Origin of the sequence: Amycolatopsis bartoniae (assembly GCF_014191255.1) — a bacterium.
GTDB lineage: Bacteria > Actinomycetota > Actinomycetes > Mycobacteriales > Pseudonocardiaceae > Amycolatopsis_E > Amycolatopsis_E bartoniae.
On record NZ_JACHWH010000001.1, the window covers coordinates 2,179,552 to 2,197,284 of the forward strand.

19 protein-coding genes and 1 riboswitch are annotated in these 17,733 nt (G+C 71.5%); of the genes, 10 read left to right on the forward strand and 9 right to left on the reverse strand.

Translation table 11 applies throughout. The features are described from left to right. The first annotated feature begins 4 nt into the window (after positions 1-4). Complete coding sequence (locus FHX82_RS10215) at positions 5-919, forward strand: S1C family serine protease (RefSeq protein WP_145938251.1); 915 nt, start codon at positions 5-7, stop codon at positions 917-919. Here FHX82_RS10215 and FHX82_RS10220 read toward each other — a convergent pair. Then, positions 916-1,836, reverse strand: coding sequence for an NADP-dependent oxidoreductase (locus tag FHX82_RS10220; protein WP_145938250.1), 921 nt, complete (start codon positions 1,834-1,836; stop codon positions 916-918). The two genes, FHX82_RS10215 and FHX82_RS10220, sit on opposite strands and share 4 nt — an antisense overlap. Positions 1,837-2,042: 206 nt before the next feature. Here FHX82_RS10220 and thiC point away from each other — a divergent pair, with 206 nt between their 5' ends. Genes thiC through thiD (FHX82_RS10235) form a run of 3 tightly spaced genes read left to right on the forward strand, consistent with a single transcriptional unit; the run spans position 2,043 to position 5,316 of the window. After that, on the forward strand, positions 2,043-3,674 hold the full coding sequence (gene thiC, locus FHX82_RS10225) for a phosphomethylpyrimidine synthase ThiC (protein WP_183176540.1): 1,632 nt from the start codon (positions 2,043-2,045) through the stop codon (positions 3,672-3,674). After that, the gene (gene thiD, locus FHX82_RS10230; protein ID WP_145938249.1) at positions 3,671-4,489 is read left to right on the forward strand and encodes a bifunctional hydroxymethylpyrimidine kinase/phosphomethylpyrimidine kinase; all 819 of its coding nucleotides are present in this window, start codon (positions 3,671-3,673) and stop codon (positions 4,487-4,489) included. Before thiC ends, thiD (FHX82_RS10230) begins: the two co-directional genes overlap by 4 nt. 5 nt (positions 4,490-4,494) lie before the next feature. Further along, positions 4,495-5,316, forward strand: coding sequence for a bifunctional hydroxymethylpyrimidine kinase/phosphomethylpyrimidine kinase (thiD, locus tag FHX82_RS10235; protein ID WP_145938248.1), 822 nt, complete (start codon positions 4,495-4,497; stop codon positions 5,314-5,316). Positions 5,317-5,436: 120 nt separating this feature from the next. Here thiD (FHX82_RS10235) and FHX82_RS10240 read toward each other — a convergent pair whose 3' ends face one another. The 4 genes from FHX82_RS10240 to thiO form a co-directional block, all read right to left on the reverse strand. Continuing rightward, complete coding sequence (locus FHX82_RS10240) at positions 5,437-5,868, reverse strand: MarR family winged helix-turn-helix transcriptional regulator (RefSeq protein ID WP_145938270.1); 432 nt, start codon at positions 5,866-5,868, stop codon at positions 5,437-5,439. Between the two features lie 99 nt (positions 5,869-5,967). Next, the gene (locus tag FHX82_RS10245) at positions 5,968-6,729 is read right to left on the reverse strand and encodes a thiazole synthase (RefSeq protein ID WP_308431602.1); all 762 of its coding nucleotides are present in this window, start codon (positions 6,727-6,729) and stop codon (positions 5,968-5,970) included. Positions 6,730-6,733: 4 nt separating this feature from the next. Beyond that, a complete protein-coding gene (gene thiS, locus FHX82_RS10250; protein WP_145938247.1) occupies positions 6,734-6,934 on the reverse strand; it encodes a sulfur carrier protein ThiS in 201 nt (66 codons plus the stop codon). Further along, entirely contained in the window at positions 6,935-8,026 is a 1,092-nt protein-coding gene (gene thiO, locus FHX82_RS10255; RefSeq protein ID WP_145938268.1) for a glycine oxidase ThiO, read from the reverse strand. It abuts the gene before it with no gap. Beyond that, positions 8,015-8,122: riboswitch (TPP riboswitch) on the reverse strand. Its footprint overlaps the gene before it by 12 nt. 30 nt (positions 8,123-8,152) lie before the next feature. On the opposite strand from thiO, the gene thiE reads away from it, so the two are divergent. After that, positions 8,153-8,812, forward strand: coding sequence for a thiamine phosphate synthase (gene thiE, locus FHX82_RS10260; RefSeq protein ID WP_145938246.1), 660 nt, complete (start codon positions 8,153-8,155; stop codon positions 8,810-8,812). Positions 8,813-8,816: 4 nt separating this feature from the next. On the opposite strand, the gene FHX82_RS10265 is transcribed toward thiE, so the two are convergent. From FHX82_RS10265 to FHX82_RS10275, 3 genes are all read right to left on the reverse strand, one after another. Continuing rightward, positions 8,817-9,665, reverse strand: coding sequence for a hypothetical protein (locus FHX82_RS10265; RefSeq protein ID WP_183176541.1), 849 nt, complete (start codon positions 9,663-9,665; stop codon positions 8,817-8,819). Positions 9,666-9,832: 167 nt separating this feature from the next. Then, positions 9,833-11,242 carry an MFS transporter gene (locus tag FHX82_RS10270; protein ID WP_145938267.1) on the reverse strand — a complete coding sequence of 470 codons (1,410 nt, stop codon included), beginning with the start codon at positions 11,240-11,242 and terminating at the stop codon, positions 9,833-9,835. A 62-nt stretch (positions 11,243-11,304) separates the two neighbouring features. Beyond that, positions 11,305-12,033: a GntR family transcriptional regulator gene (locus FHX82_RS10275; RefSeq protein ID WP_145938245.1), complete on the reverse strand. Its 729-nt coding sequence runs from the start codon at positions 12,031-12,033 to the stop codon at positions 11,305-11,307. Between the two features lie 200 nt (positions 12,034-12,233). On the opposite strand from FHX82_RS10275, the gene FHX82_RS10280 reads away from it, so the two are divergent. Next, complete coding sequence (locus FHX82_RS10280; protein WP_145938244.1) at positions 12,234-13,268, forward strand: SIS domain-containing protein; 1,035 nt, start codon at positions 12,234-12,236, stop codon at positions 13,266-13,268. Then, positions 13,265-14,188 (forward strand): N-acetylglucosamine kinase, encoded by a 924-nt coding sequence (locus FHX82_RS10285; protein ID WP_145938243.1) that lies wholly within the window; start codon positions 13,265-13,267, stop codon positions 14,186-14,188. The genes FHX82_RS10280 and FHX82_RS10285 overlap by 4 nt, the downstream gene beginning before the upstream one ends. Here the strand turns inward: FHX82_RS10285 and FHX82_RS10290 are convergent. Then, positions 14,166-14,816 (reverse strand): DUF3159 domain-containing protein, encoded by a 651-nt coding sequence (locus tag FHX82_RS10290; protein ID WP_145938242.1) that lies wholly within the window; start codon positions 14,814-14,816, stop codon positions 14,166-14,168. The two genes, FHX82_RS10285 and FHX82_RS10290, sit on opposite strands and share 23 nt — an antisense overlap. A gap of 224 nt (positions 14,817-15,040) precedes the next feature. Between FHX82_RS10290 and FHX82_RS10295 the strand changes: the two genes are divergently transcribed. From FHX82_RS10295 to FHX82_RS10305, 3 genes are all read left to right on the forward strand, one after another. After that, on the forward strand, positions 15,041-15,847 hold the full coding sequence (locus tag FHX82_RS10295) for an SGNH/GDSL hydrolase family protein (RefSeq protein WP_145938241.1): 807 nt from the start codon (positions 15,041-15,043) through the stop codon (positions 15,845-15,847). A gap of 84 nt (positions 15,848-15,931) precedes the next feature. After that, positions 15,932-16,411 carry a DUF6932 family protein gene (locus FHX82_RS10300; protein WP_145938240.1) on the forward strand — a complete coding sequence of 160 codons (480 nt, stop codon included), beginning with the start codon at positions 15,932-15,934 and terminating at the stop codon, positions 16,409-16,411. Continuing rightward, positions 16,405-17,289, forward strand: coding sequence for a hypothetical protein (locus FHX82_RS10305; protein WP_145938266.1), 885 nt, complete (start codon positions 16,405-16,407; stop codon positions 17,287-17,289). The genes FHX82_RS10300 and FHX82_RS10305 overlap by 7 nt, the downstream gene beginning before the upstream one ends. Positions 17,290-17,733 lie beyond the last annotated feature (444 nt).

A 17,733-nucleotide genomic window follows, 5' to 3' on the forward strand; every position in this document is an offset into this window, starting at 1 on the left:
CGTGATGGAAGACTCCGACGTCCTCGACGCCTATTCGCGCACGGTCAGCACCGTCGCCGCCGAGGTGACGCCGCACGTGGCCAGCCTGCGGCTCGGGCGCGGCGGCGGTTCGGGCGTCGTCTTCGCCGCTGACGGGTACCTGATCACCAACGCGCACGTGGTCGGGCGTGACCGCAGCGGGGTGGCGACGTTCTCCGACGGCACCGAGCAGGACTTCCGGGTCATCGGTGCGGATCCGCTGTCCGACCTGGCCGTCGTCCGCGTCGCCGAGTCGCCACCGGCCGCCCGGCTGGGTGACGCCGACAAGCTCGTCGTGGGACAGCTGGTGGTGGCCGTCGGGAGTCCGCTCGGGCTCGCCGGTTCCGTCACCGCCGGGGTGGTCAGCGCGCTCGGCCGGTCCCTGCCCGTGCGCACGGCACGCGCGGGACGTGTGATCGAGAACGTGATCCAGACCGACGCGGCACTCAATCCGGGTAATTCGGGCGGCGCACTCGCCGACTCCAGCGGGCGCGTCGTCGGCGTGAACACCGCCGTCGCGGGAATCGGGCTCGGCATGGCGGTGCCCATCAACGAGACCACCCGCCGCATCGTCGACACGCTGCTGGTCGAGGGCAAGGTGCGGCGCGCGTACCTCGGGCTGGTCGGCGTGCCCGCGCCGCTGCCCGACGACCTCGCCGAGCACACCGGCCAGCGGGCGGGGCTGCGCGTGGTCGAAGTCGTCCAGGGCGGCCCGGCCGCGCGGGCCGGGCTGCGACCCGGCGACCTCGTGCTCACCGTCGGGCGTGCCCGCGTCGCCGATGCACAGGACATCCAGCGGCAGCTGTTCGCCGAGGTCATCGGCACCCGGCTGCCCGTGACGGTCCTGCGCAACGGCGCGATGGTCGACGTCGTCGCGGCGCCGACGGAGCTGCCGGGCTAGACGGTCAGCACGACCTTGCCGCGGACGTGGCCCTCCTGGCTCAGCTTCCACGCCTGCGCCGCCTCGGCGAGCGGGAACGTGCGGTCGACGTGCACGTTCACCTTGCCGTCGTCGATCAGGCGGGCCAGGTCGGCCAGCTCGGCGGAGTCCGGGCGCACCCAGACCCAGTGCCCGCCCTTCCCGTCGGCCTCCGGGTTGGCGATCGACGCCACTCGTTCGGGCTGCACGTCGAGACCCAGCGACACGTCCACCGCGTCCCCGCCGACGAAGTCCACCGCCGCGTCCACCCCGTCGGGTGCGAGCGCGCGGACGCGGTCCGCCAGGCCGTCGCCGTAAGTGACGGGCTCCGCGCCCAGCGAGCGCAGGTACTCGTGGTTGCGCTCACTCGCCGTGGCGATCACGCGAGCGCCGAACGCGATGGCGAGCTGCACGCCGAACGAACCGACGCCACCCGCGGCGTTGTGGATCAGTACGGTGTCCCCCGCGCCGACCCCGACCCGCTTCAGCGACCGGTACGCGGTCTGGCCCGCGAGCGGGACGCCCGCGGCCTGCGCCCAGTCGAGTGACCGCGGCTTCTTCGCGAGCATCCGGACGCTGGCGGTCACCAGCTCCGCGTACGCGCCCTGCTGCACCCAGTCCTTGCGCACGTAGCCGAACACCTCGTCGCCGACCGAGAACTCGGGCGCGTCCGGGCCCACCTGCTCGACGACGCCGGCCACGTCCCAGCCCGGCACGAGCGGGAAGTGGACCTCCATCATCCCGTCCAGCCCGCCGGAGGCGAGCTTCCAGTCCACGGGGTTCACGGCCGCCGCGCGCACCCGGACGAGCACCTCGGCGGGGCCCACCTTCGGGGTCGGCAGGTCGATCAACGCGAGGTCGTCGGCGGAGCCGTACTGCTGCAGTGCGATTGCCTTCATGCACAACGCAACGGGCAGGGCTGAACGGGTTATTCCGGGGGTCACCCTTGAGGTCTGTGTGCGCTCGTGGCATGGTCGGAGGCACAACAGCAAACGCGGGAGCTCGCGCCTTGGCGGGCTGAGAGGGTGGCTGGTGTCCGTTCGGACCCGGTGCCGCCGACCGCCGAACCTGACCGGGTAATGCCGGCGTAGGAAGTGAGTCTGCCTTGACGACGCTTGAGAACAACGCGCCCGTGGCCGTCACCACCGGCCCCATCACCGGTTCGCGGAAAGTGTTCCACGCCACTGAATCCGGGCTGCGCGTACCGGCGCGGCGGATCGAACTGTCCAATGGGGACCATTTCGACGTCTACGACACTTCGGGCCCGTACACCGATCCCGACGCGGTCATCGACGTCCACACCGGACTGAGCCCGCTGCGCGCCGGGTGGTCGCAGGAGCACAACACCCAGCTGGGCTGGGCGAAAGCCGGGGTGATCACGCGTGAGATGGAGTTCGTCGCGGCGCGGGAGCGCGTGAGCCCGGAGTTCGTCCGGGACGAGGTGGCGCGCGGGCGGGCGGTGATTCCGGTCAACCGCAGGCATCCCGAGAGCGAACCCATGATCATCGGCAAGAACTTCCTGGTGAAGGTCAACGCGAACATGGGCAACTCGGCCGTCTGGTCTTCGGTCGAGGAGGAGGTCGACAAGATGGTGTGGGCGACCCGGTGGGGCGCCGATACGATCATGGACCTGTCGACGGGGAAGCGCATTCATGAGACACGCGAGTGGATCCTGCGCAACTCGCCGGTGCCCGTCGGCACCGTGCCGATTTACCAGGCGCTGGAAAAGGTCGACGGGGAGCCGGAAAAGCTGTCGTGGGAGGTCTACCGCGACACGGTGATCGAGCAGTGCGAGCAGGGCGTGGACTACATGACCGTGCACGCCGGTGTGCTGCTGCGGTACGTACCGCTGACCGCGAACCGCGTCACCGGCATCGTCTCGCGCGGCGGGTCGATCATGGCCGCGTGGTGCCTCGCGCACCACCAGGAGTCGTTCCTGTACACGCATTTCGAGGAGCTCTGCGAGATCCTCCGGCAGTACGACGTCACGTTCTCCCTCGGCGACGGCCTGCGTCCCGGCTCCATCGCGGACGCCAATGACAGGGCGCAGTTCGCCGAACTGGAGACGCTCGGTGAGCTGACGCACATCGCCCGTGAGCACGACGTGCAGGTGATGATCGAGGGCCCCGGGCACGTGCCGATGCACAAGATCAAGGAGAACGTGGAGCTCGAAGAACGGCTCTGCGGCGAGGCTCCATTCTACACCCTCGGTCCACTTGCGACGGACATCGCGCCGGGCTACGACCACATCACGTCCGCGATCGGCGCGGCGCAGATCGGCTGGTACGGCACGGCGATGTTGTGCTACGTGACGCCGAAGGAGCACCTGGGCCTGCCCAACCGCGACGACGTGAAGACCGGCGTGATCACGTACAAGATCGCCGCGCACGCCGCCGACCTGGCCAAGGGCCACCCGTACGCGCAGGCGTGGGACGACGAGCTGTCCAAGGCGCGCTTCGAGTTCCGCTGGAACGACCAGTTCAACCTGGCGCTCGACCCCGACACCGCCCGCTCGTTCCACGACGAAACCCTGCCGGCGGAACCGGCGAAGACGGCGCACTTCTGCTCGATGTGCGGCCCGAAGTTCTGCTCGATGCGCATCACGCAGGACGTCCGCAAGTACGCGGAGGAACACGGATTGTCCACTGTGGATGCCATCGAAGCCGGAATGCGCGAGAAGTCGTCGGAGTTCGGCGAGCACGGCAACCAGGTCTACCTGCCGGTCGTGGAGCGATGACGGAAACCCCGAAGACGGCTCTCACCATCGCCGGGTCGGACTCCGGCGGTGGCGCGGGCATCCAGGCCGATCTGCGCACGTTCTTCGCCTGCGGGGTGCACGGGATGACCGCGATCACGGCGGTCACCGTGCAGAACTCCCTGGGCGTGCAGGGTTTCACCGAGATCCCGCCCGACGTGGTCACCGCGCAGATCAGGGCGGTGGCCGGTGACATGGGCGTGGACGCGGCGAAGACCGGGATGCTCGCCACGGCCGAGATCATCGAAGCGGTGGCGGAGACACTGGACAAGGTCCACATCGGACGGTCGTTCGACGTGCCGTTCGTGGTGGACCCGGTCGCCGCGTCGATGACGGGCGATTCGCTGCTGCGGGACGAGGCGCTGGAAGCGATCCGCTCGCAACTGTTCCCGCGTGCCACGCTGGTCACCCCGAACCTGGACGAGGTGCGGTTGCTCACCGGCGTCGAGGTGACCGACAGGGCGAGCCAGCGGCACGCGGCGGACGCGCTGCTGGAGCTGGGCCCGCAGTGGGTGCTCGTCAAGGGCGGGCACCTCTACACCGATCCGGAGTGCGTGGACCTGCTGTCGGACGGGGTGCAGCACGTCGAACTGCCCGGTCCGCGTTATGACACGAAGCACACGCACGGCGGCGGGGACACGCTGGCGTCGGCGATCACCGCGTCGCTGGCGCAGGACCTGGGCGTGCCGGACGCGGTCGCGGAGGGCAAGCGGTTCATCGAACGGTCGGTCGCGGACGCCTATCCGCTCGGCGCGGGTGTCGGCCCGGTGTCCCCCTTCTGGCGGCTGCGACACTAGGAGGCATGGGTGTTCCTAGTGCGCTGACGATCGCGGGCTCCGACTCCGGCGGTGCGGCCGGCTTGCAGGCCGACCTGAGGACGTTCCTGACCTGCGGTGTGCATGGTTTGGTGGCGGTCACGGCGGTGACGGTGCAGAACACCCTGGGCGTGCACGATCGGGCTGACATCCCGCCGCACATCGTGGCCGGACAGATCGAAGCGGTCGCGGCGGACATGGGCGTGAACGCGGCGAAGACGGGCATGCTGGCGTCGGCGTCGATCATCGAGGCGGTCGCGGAGGCGTGCGACCGAGCGAACATCGGCCGGGACCAGGAGGTCCCGTTCGTGGTGGATCCAGTGGCCGCGTCGATGCACGGCCACCCCCTGTTCGACGACGCGGGCCTGACAGCGCTACGCGACCTGCTCCTCCCGCGGGCGACGGTGCTCACGCCGAACCTGGACGAGGTGCGCCTGCTGACGGGCCTGACCGTGACGGGCCGGGAGGACATGCACGAGGCAGCGGTCGCCCTGCACGGTCTGGGCCCACGGTATGTCCTGGTGAAGAGCGGCCACCTGACACAGGACCCGGAATGCGTGGACGTGCTGTACGACGGTGAGACATTCGTGGAACTCCCAGGTCCACGCATCGCCACGCCACACACCCACGGCGCAGGCGACTCCATGGCGAGCGCACTGACGGCAGCCCTGGCAAGGGGAATGACAGTGCAAGAGGCAGCGCAGTTCGGAAAGTGGTTCGTCAGCAAGGCGGTGGAAAACGCCTACCCCATGGGCGCAAAAGTAGGCCCAGTATCAGCCTTCTGGCGCCTAGCACCAGAAAACAGATAGCCGGACACCAAAAACGCCCGGCACACGCCCGGACCTCCCCCGTCCCCGATCCCCAGCTGCTAAACGATCAAGGGGATGGGGCGGGGGTGGCCGGGCAGACGAGGGCGCCCAGCGCCCGGTCTAGTCCTCCTCCGACAGCAATGCCTCCATCGCCACCAGCCCCGCCGCCAGGTCGCGCTGCAGCTCCTCCGGCAGGCGGTCGATGCGCTTGTTCAGCTCGTGTACCCGGGTGGACCGGACGCCCGACAGCAGGCGCTCCCCGTCCTCCGTGGCGGTCGCCAGCCAGGCCCTGCGGTCGATCGGGTCGGGTTCGCGGCGTGCGTAGCCCGATTCCACGAGCGAGGCGACGATGCGGGACATGGTCGCCGCGGCGACGCCTTCCTTCACCGCCAGGTCACCGAGCCGCATCGGGCCCTGCGCGGCCAGTGTGGCCAGCGCCGAGATCGATCCGTGCCCCGGCCCGGGCGTGCCGGCCTGCCGCAGCGATCGGGACAGCCTGCCCACCGCCAGGAACAACCGCCCGGCGACGTCTTCGGTCGTCGACGTGTCCACCTCGCGCTCCTTCTGCTCGCTGTCCGCAAAGAGTGCGGACAACGATACGTTGCCTCCTCGCGGCGGCAAGGTGAACACCTGAAGCGCAACGAACCCGAGTCAGCGGGCCGGTGAGGACGCCTGCGCCCAGAACCGCTGGGGGATACGGCCGGCGCCCCGGGCCAGGCGGCCCGCGACGACGGCCGAACGCATCGCGTACGCCATCCGTTCGGGGTCCTGCGCCCTGGTCACGGCCGTCGACAGCAGCACCGCGTCACAGCCCAGCTCCATCGCGAGCGCCGCGTCCGAGGCCGTGCCGATGCCCGCGTCCAGCACGATCGGCACCCCGGCGCGGGACACGATCAGCTCGATGTTGTGCGGGTTCCGGATGCCCAGCCCGGTGCCGATGGGCGCGCCGAGCGGCATGACCGCCGCGCAGCCCGCCTCCTCCAGCCGCAGCGCCAGCACCGGGTCGTCGTTCGTGTACGCGAAGACCGTGAACCCATCCGCGACCAGGCGTTCGGCGGCGTCGAGGGTCTCGACGGGGTCCGGCAGCAGGGTCCGGTCGTCGGCGTGGACCTCCAGCTTCACCAGGTCCGTCTCCAGCGCCTCCCGCGCCAGCTGCGCCGTCAGCACCGCCTCGGCCGCGCTGCGGCAACCCGCGGTGTTCGGCAGCAGCCGGATGCCCAGCCGCCGCACCAGCTCCAGCACACCGGAACCGCCCTCGGAGTCCGCGCGACGCATGGCCACCGTCGTCAGCTCGGTGCCCGACGCGACGAGCGCGCGTTCCAGCACGGCGAGGTTCGCCGCGCCGCCGGTCCCGATGATCAGCCGCGAGCCGAGCTTGTGCTCACCGATGACCAGCTCGTCGCCTTCCAGCATCCCGTCACCCACCTTGCACCGCCGTCAGGATCTCCAGCCGCGCCCCGGCGGGCACGACCACCTCGGCCCAGTCCCCGCGCCGGACGACCTCGCCGTCCAGCGCCACGGCGATGCCCTGCGGCGCCGCGCCGAGCGCTTCGACCAGCCCGGCGACCGTGGTGCCCTCCGGGAAGGCCCGCCACTCGCCGTTGACCTGTACTTCCATCTACTTCTCTCCCAGCCGGTGTGGATTCGCCGCCTCGACGTGCGGGGGCGGCGCCGTGCCGTCGAGCAGCGCGACGATCGCGTCCGCGGTAACGGGCGCCATCAGCAGCCCGTTGCGGTGGTGGCCCGTCGCCGCGAAGAGGCCGTCCCCGAGTTCGCCGACGAACGGCACGGTGTCGGCGCTCGCCGCCCGCAGGCCCGCCGCGCACTCGACCAGCTCGTACTCGTCGATGCTCGGGAAGATCCGTTCCGCGCCTTCCAGCAGCTCACGTACGCCACGGGCGCTGACAGTCTCGTCGAATCCGGCCTCGTACTGCGTCGCGCCCAGCACCAACTCCCCGTCCGCGCGCGGCACCAGGTACACCGGCCGCCCCTCGACGACGGCACGCACCGTGCGCGACGGCGGCGGCAGGCTCGTGCGGCGCGCCCGCAACCGCAGGATTTCGCCCTTGAGCGGGCGCACCGCGAGCGCCGGGTGCAGCCGTCCGCTGCGCGCCCCCGCGGCGATCACCACCACGTCGCACGGAACCTCGCCGGCCAGGGTGCGCACCCGGCCCGGCTCGATGCCCGTGGCCTCGTCGTCGACGAACTTCACGCCCCGCCGCACACCCGCGGCGTGCAGCGCCCGCAACAGCTTGCGGTTGTCGACAGCCAGGTCACCCGGCACGAGCAGCGCCCGCACGGCGTTCACGCCCGGTTCGAGCGCCCGCAGCTGCCTGCCCGTGACGGACTCGACCGCACGCCCGACCGACGCGAGGTACTCGGCGAGCACACCCAGCTGGTCGGCGTCACCGCGGTCGAGGGCGGCCACGACAGTGCCTGCCATGGACAGACCAGGGTCACCGCCGTCTGCGGTCAGCTCCGCGGCGAACGACGGCCAGCGCCGCAGGGACTCCTCGCCCAGGTGCAGCCCCGCCTCCTCGCCGGGCCACGCCTCGGTGACCGGCGCGAGCATTCCGCCCGCGACCCACGACGCCCCGCGCCCCGGCGCCGGGTCGACCACCGTGACGTCGTGCCCTGCGGCCGCGGCCCGCCAGGCCACGGAAAGACCGATGACTCCGCCGCCGATCACGGCTACTCGTTCCACAGAAATCACGCTCCCTGCGCCGGCATGATCCGGATCAGGTTCCACGGTCGGAGCGGCCCAGCTCCCTCTCAGCCCGTGCCCCGGGCTCCCGTGCGGACCCCTCCACGGTACCTCTCGGCTACCGTGGCGACCATGCCAGGGCTCAGCGGGGACCAGATCAGGAAGCGGCTCGACGAGGCACGGCTCTACCTGTGCACCGACGCCCGCGCCGAGCGCGGTGACCTCGCCGAGTTCGCCGACGCGGCGCTCGCCGGCGGCGTCGACATCATCCAGCTCCGGGACAAGACCAGCGGCGCGCCGCTGGAGGCGAAGCAGGAGCTGGCGGCGCTGGAGGTGCTCGCGGAAGCGTGCGCGCGGCACGGCGCGCTGCTCGCGGTGAACGACCGGGCCGACGTGGCGCTCGCCGTGGACGCCGACGTGCTGCACCTGGGCCAGGACGACCTGCCGGTGCCCGTGGCCCGGCGCATTCTCGGGGACGGCCCGGTGATCGGGCGCTCCACGCACTCGGTCGAGCAGGCCCGGGCGGCGGAAGCCGAGCCGGGCGTGGACTACTTCTGCACCGGCCCCTGCTGGCCGACGCCGACCAAGCCCGGCCGGCCCGCGCCCGGCCTGGACCTGGTGCGTGCGATGACCGGGGCGCGGCGGCCGTGGTTCGCCATCGGCGGCATCGACGACGAGCGCCTGCCCGAGGTGCTCGACGCAGGCGCTTCGCGCGTCGTGGTGGTCCGCGCCATCACCGAGGCCGACGACCCGCGGGCCGCCGCGCGGCGGCTGGCCGACCGACTGCGCTGACCCCTCAGCCGCTGGTCGGCGCGGCGCTCTGCGTCGGGCTCGCCGACTCCGTCGGCTCCGCGCTGCTCTGCGACTGCGTCTGCTGAGGCGTGGCCGTCGCGGTCTGCGACTGCTGGCTCTCCTCGGTGGTCGAGGTGGCCGTCGAACGTGGGTGCGACGTCTGCGTCCTGGTGACCGTCGTGGTCTCGTCCGTGGTGGTCGGCGTGCTGCCCTTGTTCCCGCCGACGACCTGGCTGAACGTGGTGCCCGAGCCGCCCGACGCGGCGTGCCCGGTCAGCGCCTCGAAGCCCGTCAGAGCCAGCATCCCGATCAGGAAGGCCGCGACGCTGGTGCCGACGATGAGCGTCCAGCGGTTCTTCCACCACGGCTTCTTCGCGGGCGTCTCCGGCGTCGCCAGCAGCGTCGTCGGCGCACCAGGCGCTCCGGGGCCGCCGGGCGCTCCGGGCATCCCCGGCTTCGGGATGTAGACCGTGCGCTCGCCGCCCATCGACTGGCCCGCGCCCGCCCGCGGGAGGTAGCGCGTCGCGGCCGTCGCGTTGGCCTGCTGCGGCTGCACCAGCGGGTTCGCCGGCGCCGGTGGCGGCGGTTCGACGAACCGCGTCTCCTGCCGCAGCCGCGTGTCGCTGAGCGCCAGCATCTCGGCCGTCTTGCGCGCGGCCTCCTTGGTGCGCCGCAGCGACCGCAGGTACACCTCGCTGCCGATCGTGGTGATGACGCTGGCGATGCCCGCGCCGGCGACCGTGCCACCCACGCCGAGCGTCGAGCCCAGGAACGCGGCCGTGACCGCGGCCAGCGCCGAAGCGACTATCTGTGCCGGTTTGAGTCCGGTCTTCTGTTCCTTCTCCTCGGCCATGATTCCGATCTGCTCGCAGTTGCCCCCACCGTGACCCCATGGTGTTCAACGTGTTAGTCGATTGGAATGCTCCCCGTGTTAGCAGCTTCGTGAGCAGCGACACGGGGTACCGTCCATTGTGGACACGACAGGGCTCACACGGTTCTCATACCCGCTATCGCCCGCGCTCACCCACGCAGTTGCGTCGGCGGCCCGTCCACCCCGCAGTGCAGGCACTTCCCAAGATCGGTTTTCCCTTGTGGCGCACCGTGTTCCGGCGCCAACACGGAGTTGCGGACGCCGAGTCCGAGCAGGCCACCGAGAACGGCGAGCGCCGCGCAGACGAGCATCGCCGTGCGCCAGCCCGCGGTGAGCACGGCCGGATCGGTGTACGCGCCGCCGGAAAGCCCGGCGACCGTGGGCAGGACGGCGATCGCGATGAGGTTGCCCGCCCGCGCGATCGCGTTGTTCACCCCGGAGGCCACCCCGGCGTGCTCGGCCGGCGCCGCGGCGAGCACGGTCGCCGTCACGGGCGCCACCACCGTGGCCAGCCCGAGCCCGAACACCACGACCGCGGGCAGCACCGCCCCGAGGTAGGACGCGCCGGGGCCGACCCGCGTCAGCAGGAGCATGCCCGCGGCCAGCAAGAACGGCCCCACGGCGAGCTGCACGCGCGGCCCGATCCGCTGGGCGAGCGCGCCGGACCGGGCCGACAGCAGCAGCATGATGACGGTGATGGGCAGCCCGGCGAGGCCCGCCGCCGTCGGCGCGTACCCGAGCGAGACCTGCAGCTGGAGCACGAGCAGCGTCATCACGCCACCGAGCGCCGCGTAGACGACGAACGTGAGCGCGTTGGCCACGGTGAACGTGCGTTCGGCGAACATCCGCGGCGGCACCAGTGGGATCGCCGCGCGCCGCTGCCGCAGGACGAACGCGGCGAGCCCCACGACCCCGAGCACGCCCGTGACCAGCACCAACGCGTCCCCGACCCCGCGAGCGGGAGCCTCGACGAGCGCCGCGGTGACGCCCGCGAGCCCGATCGCGCCCAGCACCGCCCCGGTGACGTCGAGCCGCCCGCCCGCCGTCTCGTCGCGGGACTCGGGCACGTACTTGCGGGCGAGCCAGACGCACGCGACGGCGACCGGCAGGTTGATCAGGAAACCCAGCCGCCACGACCAGACCTGCACGAGCACGCCGCCGACCAGCGGACCGGCCGCGGCCGCGAGCCCGCCCAGCCCGGACCACGAGCCGATCGCGCGCGAGCGGTCCTCCGGCACGAACGCCGACTGCAGGATCGCCAGCGACCCGGGCGTGAGCAGGGCGCCACCGACGCCCTGCAGCACCCGGGTCGCGACGAGCATCGGCGTGGACACCGCGACCCCGCACAGCACCGACGCCGCGCCGAACCACACCACGCCGATCGTGAACACCCGCCGCCTGCCGAAGCGGTCGCCGAGCGAGCCGGCGATCAGGATCAGCGACGCGAGTGCGAGCAGGTACCCGTCGAGGATCCACTGGAGACCGGCGACCGAGGCGTCGAGCTCCTCGCCGATCCGGGGCAGCGCGACGTTCACGATCGACCCGTCGAGCATCGCCATCCCCGAGCCGAGGATGGTCGTGGCGAGGACACCGCGCGCGGGCGCGGTGCCCCAGCGCACGGTCACGGGGTGGTGAGGGTGGTGACGAACTTGTACCGGTCACCCCGGTAGATGGAACGGACGAACTCGACGGGCTTGCCGTCCGACCCGAACGAGTGCCGCGACAGCAGCAGCACGGGCATCCCGACGTCGGCGCCGAGCAGCTCGGCCTCGACGGGACCCGCCAGCGACGTCTCGATGGTCTCCTCGGCCCGTTCCATCTGGACGCCGAACTGCTCGCGCAGGACCGCGTACAGCGAGCCACCACCGGAGATGTGCTTGCGCAGCCCGCGGAAGCGGGACAGCGGCAGGTGGGTGGTCTCGAGCGCCATCGGCTCGCCGTCGGCCAGCCGTAGCCGCCGCATGCGCAGGATCTTGGCGCCGCTGCGGATGCCGAGCAGCTTCGACATCTCCGGTTCGGACGGCAGCTCTTCGATCTCGATGAGCTTGGACGACGGCTCACGCCCCTGAGCCCGCATGTCCTCCGTGTACGACGACAGCTGCAGCCGCTGCGCGAGCTTCGGCTCGGCGGCGAACGTGCCCTTGCCCTGGACCCGGTGCAGGCGGCCCTCCGCGGTGAGGTCGGCCAGCGCCTGGCGCACGGTGGTGCGGGAGACCCCGAAGTCGGTCGCGAGGGCGCGCTCGGTGGGGATCGGCGAACCGGGCGGCAGGCTGTCGAGGAGATCGAGCAGGTGCTGTTTCAACGCCCAGTACTTCGGCTCGCGCTGACCGCGCGTGGGTGATTCCAACATGACCGACTCCCTCTTTGAACACGCGTCCCGGGCGCGAGAAGAAACTACCCTTTCGCCCCGCACCCGCACCCGGGTTATATTGGTCTAGACCTTAACGTGGTAATGCTGCGAAGATGCAGCAAAACCTACCGGATTCCGGCCCCGGTTCGCCCTGGCCACGCGGCGGAGACCGCGCGCACAATCGCAGGAGCACGAAAGGGATGACTATGACCAGCCCCGGACAGCACATGGCAGCAGAGATCGCGGAGCAACCCGCCGTGCTGGCCGGCCTGGTGGCCCGCCGCACGGAGTTCGCCGAGGTGGCACGGGTGGTCGCCCAGCGGCCGCCGCGGTTCGCGCTGCTGGCCGCACGCGGATCCAGCGATCACGCGGCGCTCTACGCGAAATACCTGATCGAGGTAATGCTCGGGCTTCCCGCGGGGCTGGTGTCCCCGTCGACCGTGACACTCTACGGCGCGCGTCCCGACCTGCGCGACGTGCTGCTCGTGTCGGTGAGCCAGAGCGGCGGCTCCCCCGACCTGCTGGAGTTCACCGACACCGCCCGTAAGCAGGGCGCGCTGACGGTCGCCGTCACCAACACCCCGTCCTCGCCCCTGCACCAGGCCGCCGAGCTGGCGGTGGACATCGGCGCCGGCACCGAGCAGGCGGTGGCGGCCACCAAGACGTACTCGGCCACGCTGCTGGCGCTGTACCTGCTCGTCGACGCCGCGCGCGGTGGCGACGGCTCGGCCGCGGCTGGGCTGGGCGAGCTGGCCGAGCAGGCGCTGAAGGCGCCGGTGCAGCGGGCGATCGACCGGTACCGCTTCGTCGACCGCATCATCACCACCGGCCGCGGTTACTCGTACGCGACGGCGCTGGAGTCGGCGCTGAAGCTCGCGGAGACCAGCTACCTCGCCGCCCGCGCGTACAGCGGTGCGGACCTGTTGCACGGCCCGGTCGCGGCGATCGACGGCGACACCGCGGTGCTCGCGATCACCGGCAGGGGCCGCGGCGGTTCGGCGATGCACGACGTGCTGAAAGCGGTTGCCGAGCGCGGCGCGGACGTGCTGGCGCTGGGTTCCGCGGCCAGCGAGGTGCCCGCCGCGGTGCGGGTCCCGGTGCCGGAGGTGGCCGAGGAGCTGGCGCCGGTGCTGGAGGTGCTGCCGGTGCAGCGGCTCGCACTGGGCCTGGCGCTGGCCCGCGGTGGCGACCCGGACAGCCCGCGCGGCCTGCTGAAGGTGACCAAGACGCGATGAGCTTCGTCCTCGGGGTGGACGCGGGCGGGACGTCCACCCGCGCGGTCGCGGTGGCCGCGGACGGAACGGTCCTGGGCACCGGCCGCTCCGGCGGCGGGAACCCGAACTCGCATCCCGTCGCGACGGCGGTGGCGCACCTGGCCGAGGCGGTCGGCGAGTGCCTGACGGGGCTGGACGTCCAGGACGCAAACGCTTGCGTGGTCGGTATGGCCGGTACCAGCAAGCTGACCGACCCCGCGGTGGCGGAGCTGTTCGAGGCGATGTGGCGGCGGTTGGGGCTGACCGGCGTGCAGGTGCGCACGGACCCCGAGGTCGCCTTCGCTTCGGCGACTTCCGCCGTCGACGGCACGGTGCTCGTCGCGGGCACGGGCTCGATCGCGGGCCGTATCCGCAAGCGGCGGCTGGTGTCCACCGTCGGCGGTTACGGCTGGCTGCTCGGCGACGAGGGGTCGGCGTTCTGGCTGGGCCGCGAGGCGGTGCGCACGACGCTCGAGGCGTTGAGCGGCACCGGTGAGCTGGGCGAACTGGCGCGCGCGGTGCTGGCCGAGGCAGGCGTGGAGGTGACCGATCGCGCCACGGCGTGGAAGCGGCTGATCACGGTCGCGAACGCCGAGGCGCCCATCCGGCTCGCCCGGTTCGCCCCGTTGGTCAGCGCGGCGCCCGACGCGGGTCCCATCCTCGACCGGGCCGCGGACCTGCTCGCGGACATGGCACGGGCGGCGCGGGAGCCGGGCGAGGACACGCCGGTGGTGCTGGTCGGCAGCGTGCTGAACGGCCCCGTCGGCGAGCGCGTGCGGGCCCGGCTGGCCGATCTGGAGGTCCTGACCAGCGACGACGGCGTGCTGGGCGCCGCGTGGCTCGCCGCCGTCGAGGCGTACGGCGAGCACGCCGCGCGGCCTACTCGTCCTCGGGTTCCTTGAGCCGCAGCCCCGGGTGGTCGTCGGGCAGGGTGCGGTAGAGCACCCAGCCGCTGACGGCGATGGTCAGCGCCTGCAACGGCCACGTCAGCACCGTGCGGGCCACGCCCAGCGCCACCAGCTGCCCCGCCCACCACAGCGGCAGGTAGACCGCCACGCGCAGCAGGTACTGGCACGACCACGTCAGGCTCGCCCGCGAGTACGCGCGCAGCAGGTCCGGGTCCCGCCGCCAGCGCGTCTTCTGCCCCAGCAGCAGCCCCACCACGACGCCCAGCAGCGGCCACCGCACCACCACGCTCGCCGCCCACAGCAGCGCGCTCGCCATGTTCGACAGCAGCTGGATCAGGAAGAAGTCCTGGGCGCGGCCGGTGTGCAGCGCGACCAGCGCCGCGATGATCACCGCCGCGAGGCTCACCACCACCGCCCGGGCCTTGTCGCCGCGCACCAGGCGGAACACGCCCACGACGACGGCCGTCGCGATCGCGGCCACCGAACCCCACGCGATCGAGTTGCCCGCGATCAGCCAGCCGAGTACGAAGGCCAGCGGCGGCAGGCTCGCGTCCACCGCACCCTTGCGCCCACCCAGCACGCTCGCCAGGGACTCCCGCTCACGCGTCGCTTGTGAGGTCACCCTTACATGCTGCCCGATAACTCCTGTTGGTGGAACATCCCGCGAGATCTTCCCCACACACCGTCTTCACATCCAGTAATAAAGAGGCGTGCATGGCCGACAAGGTAAGAGGATGTGACAGGTGGGAGAACCGACGGTGGCGTAGGTCGGGAACAGGGGTGCATCCTCGCGATGTTGCTCTGTGGGGGATTTGCGCGCAGGTGCGGGAGAGAGGGGATCGCAGCATGTACGGCTACGACAGCTACGTCGCTTTGGGTGACAGTTTCACCGAAGGACTCAACGACAGGCTCCCCGACGGCACCTTCCGCGGCTGGGCCGACCGGCTCGCCGAGATCCTCGCCGGTGACCGCCCCGGTTTCCAGTACGCCAACCTCGCGCTGCGCGGCAAGATGCTCGCCGAGATCGTCGAGGAGCAGGTGCCGATCGCGCTCGAACTCAAGCCCGACCTGGTGACCTTCTGCGGCGGCGGCAACGATGTCATCGTGCCCGGCACCGACGTGGACGAGATCTGCGCGCAAATCGACTCCGTGGTCGCGGCGCTACGCGGCGCGGGCATCGAGGTGCTGCTGTTCAACGGTCCCGATCCCAAGGCACTGTCGGTGGTGAGTGTGCTGCGCGGCAAGATCGCCATCTACAACACGAACCTGTGGGCGATCGCCGCCAGGTACGGCGCCCGTGTCGTCGACCTGTGGACCATGGACCCGCTGCGCGACCACCGGGCGTGGAGCGACGACCGGCTGCACTTCACGGCCGAGGGGCACCGCCGCATCGCGCTGCGGGCCGCGGAACTGCTGGGCGTGTCGGTGGCCGAGGACTGGCGCGAGCCCTGGCCCGCGCTGGACATCCCGCAGAACTGGATCACCTCCCGCCGGGCGGACGTCGCGTGGACCAAGACGCACCTGCTGCCGTGGATCCGCCGCCAGCTGCGTGGCGAGTCCATGGGCGACGGCCTGTCCCCGAAGCGCCCGCAGCTCACGCCGTTCGGAATCCAGTCGCTGGCCGTTGAGGAGCAGCACGCCCCCACGCCCTGAGACTGGCTTCACCCACTGCTAGCGCCAGCCCCTCCCCACCACCGCCCTCAACGGAGGCGCGAGCGCCGCTGCTAGTTTCTTGGCATGCCGCTCCCGCACTGGACCATGGAGGGCGTGCTCCCGCCAGGGCGGCTCCACGCCGATCTCGCCGACATCTACGAGCGCCTGGTGTTCGACGCGCCGCACCAGAACGAGCGCGAGATCCTGTTCAGCGCGCTGAACAGCTACCTGGGGGCGGTGGCCCGCATCATTCCGGCCGGGCGGGCGTGGGTCGGCGGCGCGTTCATCGTCCGCACCGAGCGCGTGCCGGTCGGGCTGGACGTGGTCCTCATGCCCGACGACTGGGGCAGCCTCAAGCGCATGACCGGCCCGGTCCGCGACTCGCTGTACGGGCTGCTCACGCTGCGCGGCGTGATCATCGGGCAGCCCGCCATGTACCTCGACCAGGTGCAGCCGGTGGGCGGCCTGCTCGACGGTTTCCTGTGCTTCCCCGGTGACGAGGAGACGTGGTTCAACACGTGGTCGGTGTCGGGTACCCGCGGCTTCCCCGAGGTGGTCTGGTGACGGAGTTCCGCAGGATCGCCGACGACATCCCCGGCGGCACCTGGCTCGACGACCTCGCCCGCGCGTCGGCGATGGCCGCGCACGCGAAGTTCGAGCGCACATCCCGCTCCCCGCTGCTGCGGGTGTCGATGCTGGGCTCGACCAACCTCGACGCGTACACGTTCTCCGACATCAGCCGCGCGCTGCAGGACGCCACGGCGAAGGTCGGGCACATCATCCGGAATCCGCAGGCCGAGGTCACCTACGTCCAGCCGACCGACCGCGACAAGGCGCCGCTCATCCAGCGCGGCCAGGCGGGCAACACGATCTTCTTCGGCTTCCCGGAGCCGGCGCTCGACGACGCGCTGATCCACGACGGGATCGAAAGCCTGTCCGAGCGCGCGGTGAAGGAGCTGTGCGACTTCCTGCCCGCGAACGGCTCCGACGACGGCGCACTGGACGCCGTGCTGCTGCAACGCGACACGGTGCGCAACGCGGTCAGCGACATCGTCAACGCGGTGGTCAAGAACGTCGGCATCGGCATCCAGCTGACCCCCACCTCGGGCGACGACGTGGCCCGCAGCATGACGCTGGACCAGGCGAAGGTGCTGCACAGCAGCCTGCGGGAGTCCCGCGAGGCGGTGGGGTACGAGACGGTCTCCGGGCGCCTGGACGGCGTCCGCACGCGGCGGCGGATCTTCTACCTGGAGCGCGAGTCCGGCGGGACCATCCAGGGCGCGGTCGCGCCGGACCTGCTGGGGCAGATCAAGGAGAACCTGGACCGCCCCGTGACCGCGCGGTTGAGGGTGGTCCGGACGACGACGATCGACGGCCGCCGAGGCCGCCCGGTGCACGAACTGCTGGAGATCACCCCCGAGGTGAACCTCTTCGACCAGTGAGGCACTGCTCCTCACCGTCGCACCCGGCACTCCCCACGCACCACCCCCCACCCTCGCCCCCGATCCCAAGCCGCCCTTACGGCCGGCGCGGCGGGTCAAGGGTCGCGCAGCGATCGCGAAGCGACGCCGCAGGCGCCCTTGACGCGTCGTGACGGCCGTTCACACTAAGAGATCGGGGGCGGGGGTGGGGAACGCAAGGAGGGCGCCCAGCGCCCGGCCCACAACCGCCACCACAAAACGAAACGGCCCCGTGCCACCAGTCCCGATCTGGTGGCGCGAGGCCGTTCCGGGATGAAACATTGTCAGCGGTCGTACAGGACTCACCCGAGCAAGGAGAACCCACACCACCGACGACAACCTTGGGCCGCTTCGGCGCCAGCCGAGTGCGGTGGCGACACCGTAACAGCCTGCTGTGGAGTCGCTACAACCGACCCACAGGTTCGC

Coding starts and splice junctions, on each gene's coding strand:
- FHX82_RS10215 (WP_145938251.1), top strand. CDS start 5: ATGGAAGACTCCGACGTCCTCGACGCCTATTCGCGCACGGTCAGCACC.
- FHX82_RS10220 (WP_145938250.1), bottom strand. CDS start 1,836: ATGAAGGCAATCGCACTGCAGCAGTACGGCTCCGCCGACGACCTCGCG.
- thiD (WP_145938249.1), top strand. CDS start 3,671: ATGACGGAAACCCCGAAGACGGCTCTCACCATCGCCGGGTCGGACTCC.
- thiD (WP_145938248.1), top strand. CDS start 4,495: ATGGGTGTTCCTAGTGCGCTGACGATCGCGGGCTCCGACTCCGGCGGT.
- FHX82_RS10245 (WP_308431602.1), bottom strand. CDS start 6,729: ATGCTGGAAGGCGACGAGCTGGTCATCGGTGAGCACAAGCTCGGCTCG.
- thiS (WP_145938247.1), bottom strand. CDS start 6,934: ATGGAAGTACAGGTCAACGGCGAGTGGCGGGCCTTCCCGGAGGGCACC.
- thiE (WP_145938246.1), top strand. CDS start 8,153: ATGCCAGGGCTCAGCGGGGACCAGATCAGGAAGCGGCTCGACGAGGCA.
- FHX82_RS10265 (WP_183176541.1), bottom strand. CDS start 9,665: ATGGCCGAGGAGAAGGAACAGAAGACCGGACTCAAACCGGCACAGATA.
- FHX82_RS10270 (WP_145938267.1), bottom strand. CDS start 11,242: ATGGCGATGCTCGACGGGTCGATCGTGAACGTCGCGCTGCCCCGGATC.
- FHX82_RS10275 (WP_145938245.1), bottom strand. CDS start 12,033: ATGTTGGAATCACCCACGCGCGGTCAGCGCGAGCCGAAGTACTGGGCG.
- FHX82_RS10280 (WP_145938244.1), top strand. CDS start 12,234: ATGACTATGACCAGCCCCGGACAGCACATGGCAGCAGAGATCGCGGAG.
- FHX82_RS10285 (WP_145938243.1), top strand. CDS start 13,265: ATGAGCTTCGTCCTCGGGGTGGACGCGGGCGGGACGTCCACCCGCGCG.
- FHX82_RS10295 (WP_145938241.1), top strand. CDS start 15,041: ATGTACGGCTACGACAGCTACGTCGCTTTGGGTGACAGTTTCACCGAA.
- FHX82_RS10300 (WP_145938240.1), top strand. CDS start 15,932: ATGCCGCTCCCGCACTGGACCATGGAGGGCGTGCTCCCGCCAGGGCGG.